Source organism: Kangiella marina (assembly GCF_039541235.1).
Classification (GTDB): domain Bacteria; phylum Pseudomonadota; class Gammaproteobacteria; order Enterobacterales; family Kangiellaceae; genus Kangiella; species Kangiella marina.
This window is the reverse complement of record NZ_BAABFV010000001.1, coordinates 653,138-667,835: the sequence shown is the minus strand read 5'-3', so window position 1 is coordinate 667,835 and position 14,698 is coordinate 653,138. Positions and strand designations below refer to the sequence as shown.

At 45.7% G+C, this 14,698-nt stretch carries 7 protein-coding genes; 6 read left to right on the top strand and 1 reads right to left on the bottom strand.

The window, feature by feature from the left end; all coding sequences use genetic code 11:
• Positions 1-20: 20 nt before the first annotated feature.
• The 5 genes from ABD943_RS02835 to tfpB all read left to right on the top strand — a co-directional run bounded on the left by ABD943_RS02835 (position 21) and on the right by tfpB (position 8,754).
• Complete coding sequence (locus ABD943_RS02835; RefSeq protein ID WP_345291674.1) at positions 21-1,301, top strand: mechanosensitive ion channel family protein; 1,281 nt, start codon at positions 21-23, stop codon at positions 1,299-1,301.
• Between the two features lie 61 nt (positions 1,302-1,362).
• Complete coding sequence (prfC, locus tag ABD943_RS02830) at positions 1,363-2,940, top strand: peptide chain release factor 3 (RefSeq protein ID WP_345291673.1); 1,578 nt, start codon at positions 1,363-1,365, stop codon at positions 2,938-2,940.
• 20 nt (positions 2,941-2,960) lie between these two features.
• Positions 2,961-3,758, top strand: a complete 798-nt coding sequence (locus tag ABD943_RS02825) for a TatD family hydrolase (RefSeq protein WP_345291672.1) — start codon at positions 2,961-2,963, stop codon at positions 3,756-3,758.
• Positions 3,759-3,905: 147 nt separating this feature from the next.
• A complete protein-coding gene (locus ABD943_RS02820) occupies positions 3,906-6,818 on the top strand; it encodes a TonB-dependent receptor plug domain-containing protein (protein WP_345291671.1) in 2,913 nt (970 codons plus the stop codon).
• Positions 6,819-6,984: 166 nt separating this feature from the next.
• Complete coding sequence (gene tfpB, locus ABD943_RS02815) at positions 6,985-8,754, top strand: type IV pilus assembly ATPase TfpB (protein ID WP_345291670.1); 1,770 nt, start codon at positions 6,985-6,987, stop codon at positions 8,752-8,754.
• A gap of 60 nt (positions 8,755-8,814) precedes the next feature.
• Here tfpB and mltF read toward each other — a convergent pair whose 3' ends face one another.
• A complete protein-coding gene (gene mltF, locus ABD943_RS02810) occupies positions 8,815-10,323 on the bottom strand; it encodes a membrane-bound lytic murein transglycosylase MltF (RefSeq protein ID WP_345291669.1) in 1,509 nt (502 codons plus the stop codon).
• 172 nt (positions 10,324-10,495) lie between these two features.
• Between mltF and purL the strand changes: the two genes are divergently transcribed.
• Positions 10,496-14,392 carry a phosphoribosylformylglycinamidine synthase gene (purL, locus tag ABD943_RS02805; protein ID WP_345291668.1) on the top strand — a complete coding sequence of 1,299 codons (3,897 nt, stop codon included), beginning with the start codon at positions 10,496-10,498 and terminating at the stop codon, positions 14,390-14,392.
• Positions 14,393-14,698: the final 306 nt, after the last annotated feature.

Here is a 14,698-nt window from a genome sequence, read left to right as displayed (position 1 = left end):
TCGTTAAACAAGGTTCTGACATGCAGCAAAAATTTAGTCAGTGGTTACAGGCCCAAGGATATGAGTTTACGGACATTACTGCCTTGGTTATGGTTCTCGGGCTTATTTTACTCATTTCGATAGCCATTCATTTCATTTTCCACCGAATTGTTCTTCGCTTTGTTGACCGAATGGCCAAAAAGTCACAAAAACATTGGCGCAAAGCATTTTTTGAACGCAAGTTATTCACCCGTATTGCTCTAGTGGTTCAGGGTATCATTATTTATATTCAGGCTGGGTTGTGGTTAAAACCTGAAACCGCGGTCCTTGAGTGGGTTCTAACGACCTCTTTGCTTTGGGTCTTACTTTATATTTTGCTATCGGCTTTTTCACTGCTTGATGCCTTATTAGACATTTCACAAGGCGAGTCTCGCTTCAGAGGTTTACCGCTAAGAGGTTTGTTCCAAAGCGTTAAATTGGTTGCCACTATAGTCGTCATCATTTTAGCGATTTCGGCGTTAGCCGGTAAATCACCGCTGATTATATTAAGCGGTTTAGGCGCGATGACCGCGGTGGTGATGCTGGTCTTTAAAGATCCGATCCTCGGGTTGGTGGCGGGGGTTCAGTTATCAGCAAATGATATGTTGGAAGTTGGTGACTGGCTAGAAATGCCATCCTACGGCGCTGATGGTGATGTGATTGAAATTGCTTTGACCACGGTAAAAGTACGCAATTGGGATCAAACGATTACCACCGTTCCAACCTACGCCCTAATCTCTGATTCCTTTAAAAACTGGCGAGGGATGATGGAAGTCGGCGGTCGCCGAATCATGCGTCAGGTTTTGGTGGATGCAACGAGCGTGGAGTTTTTATCCGATGAAGATGTTGCTCGTCTTAAACGGGCACGTTTATTGGAGCCTTACCTTGAAGAGCGTCAGAAGGAAATTAGCCAATACAACGAGGAACATCAGTTTGATTTGAGTTCTCGTGCCAATGGACGTCGCTTAACCAACTTGGGGACTTTTAGAGCGTATCTTTTGAATTACCTCAAGAATCGGGACGATATTCGTCAAGACTTGGTGCTTCTAGTGCGTCAGGGGCAGTCATCATCGACGGGTATTCCGATTGAAGTTTATGCCTTCACTGCAACCACCAAATGGGCTGAGTATGAGAATATTCAGTCGGATATTTTTGATCACATTTTTGCGGTGTTGCCAGAGTTTGGTTTGCGTCTACATCAGTCGCCAACAGGGCATGATTTCTCCAAACTTGCGATGCGCCAAGATAACGCGGTTAGTGGTCGCGAATCCACCCCGAAATAGCTTATAATGCCCGCTTTTGCGGGCTTGCGTCCCCAATCCTTTTAACCTTGAAGAGAGTGGCATGTCTAAACTGACGTCTGAAATCGAGAATCGTCGAACTTTTGCAATTATTTCGCACCCAGATGCGGGTAAAACGACCATCACTGAGAAGGTCTTGTTATTTGGTAAGCAAATTCAAGAAGCCGGTGTGGTTAAAGGCCGTAAGGGAAAGCATGCGACGTCTGATTGGATGGAGATGGAAAAGGAGCGTGGTATTTCGGTGACGACGTCGGTGATGCAGTTTCCGTATGGCGGCAAGGTGGTAAACCTTTTAGACACGCCTGGCCACGAAGACTTCTCTGAGGATACTTATCGAACTTTAACCGCTGTCGATTCTGCTCTAATGGTTATTGATGGTGCTAAGGGTGTCGAGGCGCGGACCATTAAGTTGATGGAGGTCTGTCGTTTGCGCGATACGCCAATTGTGACTTTTATGAACAAAATGGATCGTGATATTCGTGATCCTATTGAGCTGTTGGATGAGGTCGAAGACGTACTTAAGATTAAGTGCGCACCTGTGTCATGGCCGATTGGTATGGGTAAACAGTTTAAAGGTGTTTACCATTTGCTCGAAGATAAAACCTATCTCTATAAGTCTGGTTTAGGCCATACCATTCAAGAAGAACGTGTGATTGAAGGGTTAGATAACCCTGAATTGGATCAGGCGATTGGTAGTTTGGCTGCCGATCTCCGTGATGAGCTTGAGTTGGTGTTAGGCGCGAGTCATGAGTTTGATCTTCAGGAATTCCTTGATGGTCAGTTGACACCTGTGTTTTTTGGTACTGCTTTGGGCAACTTCGGTGTTGATCACATGTTGGATGGTTTGGTTGAGTGGGCGCCATCACCTTTGCCGCGTGAAACGGATAACCGTGATGTACCGGCGACGGAAGACAAGTTCACAGGGTTCGTGTTCAAAATTCAAGCCAACATGGATCCCCAGCACCGTGACCGTATTGCCTTCGTGAGAATTTGTAGTGGTAAATACCAAAAGGGTATGAAAATGCGTCATGTTCGTCTTGGTCGAGATATTGCTGTCAATAATGCGCTAACGTTCTTGGCAGGAGATCGTGAGCATCTCGAAGAAGCCTATGCGGGAGACATTATTGGTTTGCATAATCACGGTACGATCCAAATTGGTGATACTTTTACCGAAGGTGAAGAACTTAAGTTCCGTGGCATTCCAAACTTTGCACCTGAGCTGTTCCGCCGCGTGCGCTTGCGCGATCCAATGAAGAATAAAGCATTATTGAAAGGACTGGTTCAGCTCTCAGAAGAGGGCGCGACGCAGGTCTTTAGGCCGCAAAATTCAAACGACCTGATCTTGGGTGCAGTTGGTGTGTTGCAGTTTGATGTGGTTGCAGCTCGATTAAAAAATGAATATAAAGTAGAGTGTATCTATGATCAGGTGAGTGTGGCGACTGCACGCTGGGTCACTTGTGATAATGAAAAGATGTTTGAAGAGTTCAAACGCAAAAATGCCGATAACATCGCTCTTGATGGTGGGGATAACTGGAGTTACTTAGCGCCGACCATGGTTAATTTAAATCTAGCCATGGAGCGTTGGCCTGATGTTACCTTCTTAGAAACACGAGAGCACTAAGACTAGGATTTACTAACACCATGTTTAAGCCTAAGCACAAAACACCCAATATTCGATTATTCGACAGCCACTGCCATTTAGACTTTCCAGTCTTTGATAATGATCGTGATGCTATTTTTGAGCAAATGCGGAAAGTCGGAATAGAAGGTGTTTTGATTCCTGGTGTGAGAAAAGAAAACTGGCGGTTTATCCGCCAGCTAGCTGCAATTAAGGATGGTGTTCAGGTTGCTTTAGGCTTACATCCGATGTTTTTGAAGGAACATCGAAAAGAACATATTCATGATTTAGAGTTGGCGGTAGGTATAAAGCCCTTGGCCGCGATTGGTGAAATAGGCTTGGACTTTTATGAAAAGAATCTCGATCGCAAAGTGCAGATTGCGTTATTTAAGACACAAGTTGAAATTGCAAAGTCATGCCAGTTACCGATTGTACTTCATGTTAGAAAAGCCCACGAAGATGTTTTGCTGTATTTAAAGGGCATGAAGTTCCAAGAGGGTGGTATCGTCCATGCCTTTAATGGCAGTCTGCAGCAGGCTGAGCGCTACCGAGAGCTTGGTTTTAAGTTAGGGTTTGGTGGGGCTATGACCTACGAGCGTTCAGTAAAGCTGAGGGAACTAGCTACCAAGTTGCCGCTGACGGATATCGTATTAGAAACTGATGCACCAGATATGATGCCAGCTGGGTGCGAAAAAGATCACAACAGTCCTTTGAATATCTTCCAAAACTTCAATACCTTGGTTGAATTGAGGGAAGAGAGTGCAGAGGAAATAGCCTTACAGACGACGGCAAACTCTTACAAAGCGTTACGCGTAACCTAATGTACAAAGTCTAATCACTTCACACTTTAAATAAATCTCAATTGTTATTCAGTATTGATTAAGCTATAACGCCGGAGCTTGTATCTTTTTAAGTCAATAAAGATCAAGCACTTATAATCAATTAATAAATAACAAATGGGGATTATCATGGATAAAAATTTCTTTTTTCCACCCGTAAAACAGTTATTGGTGGCTGGCGCAGTACTTACCGCGTTAGGCTTCAGTAACTCCACCATAGCTGCGGAAGAAGACACTAGCGCTGATGCTGAGAGCATTGTTATTACCGGTTCTCGTATTCGTCAGGCGCAAGCTGAAGGGGCTAATCCAGTACAGGTTCTCGACCGTGAATATCTTGAGCAGACAGGTATGAAAACGGTAGGTGACATCCTTGCTCGTTTACCCGCTGCAGGCTCTGCATTAAACACTCGTTTTAACAGTAGCGGTAACTTTGGCTTCCCGCCTGATGGTGGTGGAATCGGTGCCGGAGCTTCTCAAGTTTCACTGCGCCATATGAATGCAAAAAGAACCTTGGTTTTGGTTGATGGTATTCGCTGGGTTAATGGCTCGTCAGCATCGGGTGTATCAAATTCTGTCGATTTAAATACGATTCCAATCAGTATGATTGATCGCATTGAAATTCTTGAAGATGGCGCTTCATCGATTTATGGTTCTGATGCCATTGCTGGTGTGGTTAACGTTATTACGCGTAAAGACTTTGATGGTATGGAGTTTAACGCTTATGGCGGTATGTTTGATGAGGGCGACGGCGAAACCAGTCAGTTTGACCTAGCGTTTGGTGCTTCAGGTGATAAGCATCGTGTCTTTTTTAATGTCAGTCATTACGAACAAGAAGCGGTTGACTCTATCGAGCGTGAGTTATCTGCTTTGCCATTACCTAATACGGGCTTGACTCGAGGTAGTTCGGGTACACCGCAGGGCCGCTTTCTGTTCTTCGGACAAGATAATGATGGCGACGGGAATCCGGATGTAAATAACTTGACCATTAATAATGGCGTCACCGGTATGCCAACTTATGATCCAAATAACCCGGGTGGACCGAATGATGACTTCCATTCCTTCACTAATAACGATCGCTACAACTATGCTGAGTACAATCTGTATGTAACACCAAGTCAGCGAACCTCGATTTTTGGACAAGCAGATTATCAGTTGACCAACAGTGTTAACTTTTACACGAAAGCATTGTTCAATAACCGTAAATCGACTAACCGAGCTGCTCCAGAACCTTTATTTCTTGGCCCAGATGCCGGTACAGGTGGTTTAGCAGATACAGTCAGTATTCATGAAACCAACCCATATAATCCTTTTGGCATGACGCTGGATGAAAACAACTTAATCTTCATTGGTCGTCGTCCTATTGAAGGTGGCCCACGTATATTTAAACAAAATGTTGATACCACCTATGTTGGTATGGGTTTTAACGGTGACTTTATTGCCGGCGACAATAGTTTTTATTGGGATGTTAACTACACGCACGGTAAAAATGAGGCCAAGCAAACCACCTATGGCAGTTATAACATTCGCCATATTAAAAATGCGCTTGGTCCTTTAGCAGACTGTCAGGCCCTGGCTGGCTGCGTACCACTTAATATTTTTGGTGGACAGGGGAATGGTTCTGGGACTATTACTCAAGACATGCTGGATTATATTCAACCAGTACTCACTGATCAGAGTGAGAATGTGATCGATACCATTTCTGCTAACATTACAGGTGATTTGTTTGAGATGCCAGCGGGGTATGCCTCTTTCGCAGCAGGTATCGAGTCACGTGAGTATCGTGGTTTTTACCAACCAGATGCGCTCGTGGTTGCCGGAAACAGTAATGGTGTACCATCTTCGCCTACAAGTGGCTCTTATGAAGTAGATGAATACTATACTGAGTTTAGAGTTCCGCTTTTAGCCAACATGAGTGCAGCTGAAGAGTTAACTTTAACTCTAGCGGCGAGAAACTCTGACTATAGTACTTTCGGCTCTGAGACTACGACTAAGTTTGGCGTTTTATGGAGAATTACTGATAGCTTTATGTTGAGAGGCTCAAGCTCAGAAGGGTTCCGAGCACCGAGTATCGGCGAGTTATTTGTGAGTGATTCACGTTTTGATGAACCATTAACCGATCACTGTAGTAATTATGTTGTGGGAACTCCTGTTGGAGACAACTGTGCGGCATTAGGTGTCCCTGATACTTATGAGCAGGTTAATAGTCAAATCTCAGTAATAACAGGCGGTAATCCTCAATTAGCCGCTGAGACTTCTGATAGTAGCACCCTAGGTTTTGTTTACAGCCCAGAATGGAACGTAGACTGGATCAATACGCTTGATTTTAAGGGGACTTATTATAAACATGAGTTGAAGGATGCGATTGAGCCACAGAACGCACAGCTTAAAATCGATGAGTGTGTGGCTGATATAACTTCACCATTTTGTGATGATATTGACCGAACTGCTGGAGGAACAATACGAGCAATTGACAACCGACTGGTAAATATCGGTAGTATTGAAACTTCAGGTTATGACATAACTGTTAACTACACCAGTCCTCAATATGACTGGGGTATGTTGGATGTAAGCTGGGTAAATACTTTTGTTGATGAATATGTAGAGAATGGCCGAGATTTGGCTGGTCGTGAGGAGAATAACACTGGTATCCCCGAGTGGAAGTCACGTCTTGCTATGGGCTGGAAGTATGAAAACTTGTCGTTTAACTGGACCATTCGTCATGTCGATAGTTTGACGGAATCCTGTAGTGATTTTCTTAACGGTACTCCCGATAGTTTGACGGCACTTGGATTATGCTCTAACCCAAATACGGCAGACGAATCACTGTCAACTAATGAGCTGGATTCTCGTACTTATAGTGACTTCCAATTTAGCTATTTCCCTGAACTGGAAGGCATGGATATGGAGTTAACTGTGGGTGTTAACAATGCATTTAATGCGCATCCACCAGCATGTTATAGCTGTTCTTTGAATGGTTATGACCCTTCGGTGTATGACCCAGAAGGTAGCTTCAGTTATCTTTCAGTGAAGATGAAGTTCTAGGCAATATCCAGCAGTTAAGAGTGGGGCTTCGGCCCCATTTTTTATTGGCCAACTGTTATGAGTTTCGTTAATTGGATCGAGTTTCTTAAAGAGTAAGCGACTAACCCTTTGAAAATAAGGCAATATGCTTTAATCTGGAGGTACGGATCAAAGGAAAAACAATTCGATGACATCGCCATTATCAACGTTCCATATTCTAAAACTTTTGCTACAGGCTGATTGGATCTCGCAAGAGCAGTTTGATGCTGCCAAAATTCATCTCAGGCAAGTAGATCCAAAGCTTCACCCTATCGAGCAAGTTGCAGATCTGTCTCTGACAAGGCATGACCATCATCAAAAAATTATAGACGAGGAAGTGCTGACGCGCTTTTTAGCAGGGCTGTATAAGTTGCCTTACTACCGAATCGATCCGCTAAAAGTTCACGTCGATGCCATTACCCAGGTGATGTCCTATGCTTATGCGCAGCGCCATAATATTCTGGCGGTCGAGGTCAATGAGCACGAAGACACGGTTAAAGTGGCGGTGATGAACCCAGACGACTTAAGCTGGAAGGAAAGCTTAGGTCAGGTGGTTAGCAAAGACATTATTCCTGTTTTCGCAAACCCAGCCTCGATCAAACGCTATCAAAAAGAATTTTATCAACTGTCTGCATCGGTTGCTGGCGCTAAAGGCACTAAGCTGCAGAATGACACTAGCGTGACGAACCTAGAGCAGCTCATCGAGCTGAAAGGTGGTGAAGAAGCTGACGCTAACGATAAGCACATCGTACAAATTGTTGACTGGTTGTTGCAGTATGCTTTTAAAGAGCGCGCCAGTGATATTCATATCGAGCCACGTCGAGAGGTTGGTAAAATTCGTTTTAGAATTGACGGGGTCTTGCACGATGTGTATGAACTACCAATATCGATTACTCATGCTGTTATTTCGCGTTTAAAGATACTCGGACGGATGGATTTGGCTGAGCGTCGTAAGCCGTTGGATGGGCGTGTGAAGACCCGAGCGCCAAATGGACAAGAAATTGAGCTGCGACTTTCGACATTACCAACAGCATTTGGTGAAAAGTTTGTCGGACGTATTTTTGACCCAACGGTTCTGACACGTGAATTTTCAGAGCTAGGGCTAGAGCCCGACACTGAGCATACGTGGCGCGAAATGATCGGTCAGTCCACAGGCATTGTATTGCTAACAGGACCGACAGGATCGGGTAAAACCACCACGCTCTACACCTCGTTGAAGCTACTAGCGACTTCGGAAGTCAACGTCTGTACGATTGAAGATCCGATAGAAATGGTCGATCCAAAGTTGAATCAAATGCAGGTTCATCATGATATTAATTTAGACTTTGCGGCTGGTGTTAAGGCTTTGTTACGACAAGATCCCGATATCATTATGATTGGTGAGATCCGTGACAAAGAAACGGCACAGATGGCAGTACAGGCTGCTTTGACTGGCCATTTAGTGATATCCACACTGCACACCAATGATGCGCCCTCGGCAATGACTCGATTGATTGAAGTTGGAGTCGAACCTTACTTATTGAACGCCACAATGCTTGGCGTTATGGCGCAACGTTTGGTTAGAACCTTATGTACTCATTGTAAGCGTCGTGTAGAGGTTAATTCTGAAGCTTGGGATAGTCTGGTGGGGGATAGTCTGAATGGCACATTAGAAAAGCCCGAATTTACCTATGAGCCGGTTGGTTGCGATGAATGTCGTCATACCGGCTATCAAGGACGACAAGGAATCTATGAGTTATTGAGTGTCACTGATGAAATCAAAACCCTGGTTCATGATGATGCGGAGATTCGAGACCTACGTAAACAAGCTCAAAAACAAGGCATGAATTTGTTGCGCGTCAGCGGAGCTTATAAGGTGGCACAAGGTTTAACCACCATTGCCGAAGTATTGAGAGTATCGCCGAGAGATAATAATTAGAGAGGTGTCTAACCCCTGCAGCAACTAAGGCTCTGAACTTAAAAGCTCAGAGCCGCTTTATTATTGTTCGGTGTCCTCACTATTTTCAATATTATCTTCAACGCCATCTTCAACATCGCCTTGCTGATCCATAGCTTCTTCAATAATGTTTTCTGCCGGTTCGATATCGTCGTCATTGGCTTCTTGCTCTAGCTCAATATTACCGGATTTTGGCGGTTCAACTTTTTTCAACACTTGGTAATAGCGGCGAATATTATTGACGTACTTAACCGGCTCATCACCACGGGCATAGCCAAAACGTGTTCTGGAGTACCATTTCTTTTGTCTCAATAACGGTAAGAACTTTTTAACCACCAACCACTTGTCTGGGTTTTCTCCGGCATGTTGCGCCAGACGGCGTGCATCCTCAAGGTGACCAAAGCCAACGTTATAGCCCGCTAAGGCGAACCAAGTACGATCGGGATCGCTGATTCGCTCAGGAATCTTATCTTTCATCAACCTGAAGTATTCAGCGCCACCCATAATGCTCTGCTCAGGATCCAATCGATTTTCGATGCCTAGCTGTCTTGAAGTGTCTAGTGTTAACATCATTAAGCCGCGAACCCCGGTAGGTGAACGCGCATGAGGCTCCCAGTGTGACTCCTGATAGCCCATGGCAGCCAAGAAACGCCAATCCAAATCATCGCCTGCGGCCTCGTAAAAATAAGGCTTAAACTCGGGTAATTTGCTCTCGATAGCGCGGTGAAATGCCCGACTGCCTACATAATCGAATTTAGATAGGTGGCCGTAGTAACGCTCGACGAGGTAAGACAGTGTGCCGTCTTCTCGTATTTTGCTAAAAAACTCTATCGCTTTGATAAATAAGCTATTATCACCATTTTTATTGAAGGCCCAAGCGAGCTCCTCTGGCTCTGAAACACTGAAAGCGACCGCTAACTCGGGTTGAACTTGGCGCATTAAATCCAGCTCGTTCGAGTCAACAATGGTGTATGTGATTTCTCCAGAAAGCACCATGTCCATAAGGTCTTGCGAGGTTAAATCTGAACGCTCTGTCCAGCTTAGTTCAGGGTAGTCTTTTTGGACTTCGTACAAGTCTTCCGAGTGGGAACTATTCGCGATAATGGTTAACTGCTCGTCAACTTGGGAAAAGTCGCGCGGTCGATCCGTGCCTTTCAAGTAAACCAGCTTACTGGTGATATTCTGGTAAGGAGGGCCAAAGCGTAAGCGCTGTTGTCGCTGTTGAGTCACGGTTAAGCCCGCTGCAGCGAAATCGACCTCTCCTTGCTCAACTTCATTCAAAATTTTGGCGATGTCATTGTGAGTCACAATTTCCAGCCGAACGCCTAAGTCTTCGGCAAACAGTTTCACCAATTCATATTCAAAGCCCGAAAAGCCTTGTTCTCCGACTGACATGGTGGTCGGTGAAATGCGGCTGTAAACCTTGATGTAACCCTGTTCTTTAATGCGATCGAGCTGTGATTCCTGCTTATAATCACAAGATGTCAGACCGCCAATAGTAAGAAGAAAGAGCGCCAGAAAGCCTAATTTTTTGTAGAAGCTTGTTATCATTAAAGATTATTCTTGATGAGTAACTAACTGCATTATGAAGGTAAACACCAAAAAAGTGCAAATTTAAGCGTTTAAATTTCCTCAATGACTTATCAAAAAGTCCTAGATGGAGTAAAATTTGCGCACTAATTGGTATCCACCCCTCACACAGTTTAGAGAAGCCGAGAAGTTTATGCTCATACTACGCGGAAATCCTGCCTATTCACAATTCCAGAAACAACGTCTACTTGAAGAAGCGAGTGCCATAGAGCCCCGTATCGCTGAGGTTTATGGTGAGTTTGTACACTATGTTCACGCTAGTGCCGAGCTGACTGAAGACGAGTTACAAGTGCTAGACCGTTTATTGGAATATGGTCCTGACCGCGCTGCGAGTGAGCATAGCGGCCATCGCATGATTGTGGTGCCTCGTCCCGGAACGATTTCACCTTGGTCATCGAAAGCGACCAACATTGCGCAAAACTGTGGTTTAGACAAGGTTATCCGCATTGAGCGCGGCGTTGCCGTTTACTTCAATAACCCTGAGGGCGAGCCACTAAACGCCGAGCTGGCCGAAAAGTTAAAGCCGCTAGTGCATGATCGCATGACTCAGGTGGTATTAAGTCAACACCAAGAAGCTGAGCAACTGTTTGTTCAAGAAAGCCCAAAGCCTTATTCAACGGTGGATATCCTAAAAGGTGGCCGCGAAGCTTTAGAAATTGCTAACGTAGAAATTGGCTTAGCATTAGCTGAAGACGAGATTGATTACTTGGTGGACAGTTTCACACAGCTGGGGCGTAACCCGGTTGACGTTGAGCTAATGATGTTTGCGCAGGCCAACTCTGAGCACTGCCGCCATAAAATATTCAACGCATCTTGGACCATTGATGGTATCGAAAAAGACTTATCCTTGTTCAAGATGATCAAAAACACCTACGCCAATAATTCTGAAGGCGTCTTGTCGGCTTATAAAGATAACGCGGCAGTATTTGAAGGTTTTAGCGCGCATCGTTTCTTCTCTAACGCTGAAACTAATGAATATGAGTATCACTTAGAGCCAGTTCATGTGTTGTGTAAAGTTGAAACGCATAACCACCCAACCTGTATTTCGCCTTACCCAGGCGCTTCGACAGGCTCGGGCGGTGAAATTCGTGACGAAGGCGCGACCGGTATCGGCGGTAAGCCGAAAGTGGGCTTAACGGGTTTTACGGTATCGAACCTTCGTGTTCCAGGCTATGAACAGCCTTGGGAAACTGATTTTGGTAAGCCTGAGCGTATCGTAACGGCTCTGGACATTATGCTAGAAGGGCCGATCGGTGGTGCCAGCTTTAACAACGAATTTGGTCGTCCAGCGGTTAACGGTTACTTCCGTACTTTTGAAGAAGAGTTTACTTTTGAATACGGCACTGAAGTGCGTGGTTATCATAAGCCGATCATGATTGCCGGCGGTATGGGCAATATTCGCGAGCAGCACGTTGAGAAAAAAGAAATTAAGCCAGGCTATAAAGTTATCGTACTGGGTGGTCCAGCGATGTTGATTGGTCTTGGTGGTGGCGCAGCCTCATCAATGACTTCTGGCTCAAGCCAGGAAGATTTAGACTTCGCCTCTGTTCAGCGTGACAACCCAGAAATGGAGCGTCGCTGTCAGGAAGTGATCGATCGCTGCTGGTCGATGGGCGAGCGTAATCCTATCGAGTTTATTCACGATGTGGGTGCGGGCGGCTTATCAAACGCAATCCCTGAGCTGGTGCATGATGGTGAGCGCGGTGGTAAGTTCGAATTACGCCGTGTACCGAATGCTGAAAAAGGCATGGCGCCAGTCGAAATCTGGTGTAACGAAGCCCAAGAACGTTACGTTTTGGCGGTTTCCCCAGATAATGTTGAAGCTTTTGAAGCAATTTGTTCGCGTGAACGTTGCCCGTTTGCGGTGGTGGGTGAGGCGACAGAAGAGTTGCACTTAGAGCTTGCCGATGAACATTTTGAAAATAAGCCGGTCGATTTACCGATGGATATCCTATTCGGTAAGCCACCAAAAATGCACCGTGAAGCTAAGACCTTATCGAAACCATCAACGGACTTACCACAAGTTGATGACATCAACGAAGCCGTTGACCGTATCTTGGCATTGCCAGCAGTAGCCGATAAAACGTTCCTGATCACGATTGGCGACCGTACCGTTGGCGGTATGGTGTCGCGCGATCAGATGGTGGGTCCTTGGCAGGTTCCGGTTGGTGATTGCGCTGTAACGACGTCGACCCACAACAGCTACACCGGCGAATCGATGGCGATGGGCGAACGCACACCAGCAGCATTGCTCGACAGCGCTGCGGCAGCTCGTATGGCGGTTGGTGAAGCGGTGACGAATATCGCGGCATCAAAAATTGACGATATCCGTAAGATCCGTCTTTCTGCAAACTGGATGGCTGCTGCGGGTGCACCGGGCGAAGATGCCAATCTTTATGAAGCAGTACAAGCGGTTGGCATGGAGCTTTGCCCAGAATTAGGCATCACCATTCCCGTCGGTAAAGATTCGATGTCGATGAAAACCGTGTGGGAAGAAGGCGGCAAAAAGAAAAGTGTTACGTCACCACTATCATTGATTATTACGGCTTTTGCGCCGGTCACAGACGTGCGCAAAAGTTTAACGCCACAACTACGAACTGATATTGGCGAGACCGAGTTGCTACTAATCGATCTAGGTCGTGGTAAAAACCGTCTAGGCGCAACCGCCTTTACTCAGGTTTATAAATTATTGGGCGCAGAGCCAGCAAACGTTAACTCAAGCGATGATTTGCGCAATTTCTTCAATGCAGTTCAGGGGCTAAATCAGTCAGGTTTAGTCAGTGCTTACCATGACCGTTCAGACGGTGGTCTATTAACGACGTTAGTTGAAATGGGCTTCGCCGGTAATTGCGGTGTGAGCGTAGACTTAACGGGGCTAAGCGGCACAGCAGAAGAAATCTTATTCAATGAAGAGTTAGGCGCCGTATTACAGGTGCCAGCTTCTAAGCGTGAAGAAGTTGAAGCTTTACTGAAAGAACACAGTGTTGATGCGTTCAGCCATTTCATTGGCGTGCCAGCAGAAACCAAAACCTTCAGCGTGACCAAGGATGACCAAGACATTATGTCGCGCGACATGAAAGATTTACGCGCGATTTGGTCGGAACTGACGTATCACATGCAGAAGCTACGTGATAACCCACAATGTGCTGAAGAAGAGTATCAATCAAAGCTTGATTTGGACAACCCCGGTATTCAGCCACAACTGACCTATGATGTAAGCGAAAACATTGCCGCAAGCTTTATTAACGGTGGTGTTCGACCTCGCGTCGCTATTTTGCGTGAGCAGGGTGTAAACAGTCACCTCGAAATGGCGGCGGCCATGACCAAAGCTGGTTTTGAATGTATCGATGTTCACATGAGCGATATTTTAAGCGGACGCGTTAGCTTGAAAGATTTTGTTGGAGCCGTCGCTTGCGGTGGTTTCTCTTACGGTGACGTACTCGGCGCTGGTGAAGGTTGGGCTAAGTCGATTTTATTTAATAGCCGTGCTCGTGATGAGTTCGAAGCCTTCTTTAAGCGCGAAGATACCTTCAGCTTAGGTATTTGTAACGGCTGTCAGATGATGTCGAACTTAAAAGAATTAATTCCTGGTGCTGAGCACTGGCCACACTTCGTCAAAAACGAATCGGCGCAGTTTGAAGCCCGCTTCGCCATGGTCGAAGTGGCAAAGTCACCATCGTTATTTACGCAAGGAATGGAAGGTTCACGCCTGCCAATCGCCGTATCGCATGGTGAAGGTCGTGCACAATTCGCATCAGCCGAAGCCGCGCAGCAAGTTAACGAATCAGGTTTAATCACAGCTCGCTACATCAACAACTACGGCGATATCGCTGACACCTACCCAGCCAATCCAAACGGCTCACCGCACGGTATTACCGGCCTAACTACAACTGACGGCCGCGTCACCATCATGATGCCACACCCAGAGCGTGTCGCTCGTACGGTGCAGAATTCGTGGAGACCGGATGAGTGGAGAGAGGATGGTGCTTGGCAGCGGATATTCTACAACGCCCGTAAGCACATAGGATAAAATCGCCTTTTTCTCCCTATGCTTTGTTGTATCAAGATTTTAAAGTGACTCATTTACTACTAGTAAACTCGTCATTTAAAATCTTGATACGCCGCGCCTAGAAAGAAAAATTCTGATTTTACGTTAAGTAACGGTATCAAAAGCTATATCTTTCCTCCGGGCGAAGGTGGGAATCTAAAAAGTCTAATTTTAAAACCTCGAAATCACTAACGTTCTTTCGAGGCTACGTTTGCTTAATTGTCAGGCTAGCTCCAATTCCCCCCCTAAAGCTAGCCGAGTGAGGCAAAGTTATAGCGTAAATTGAGC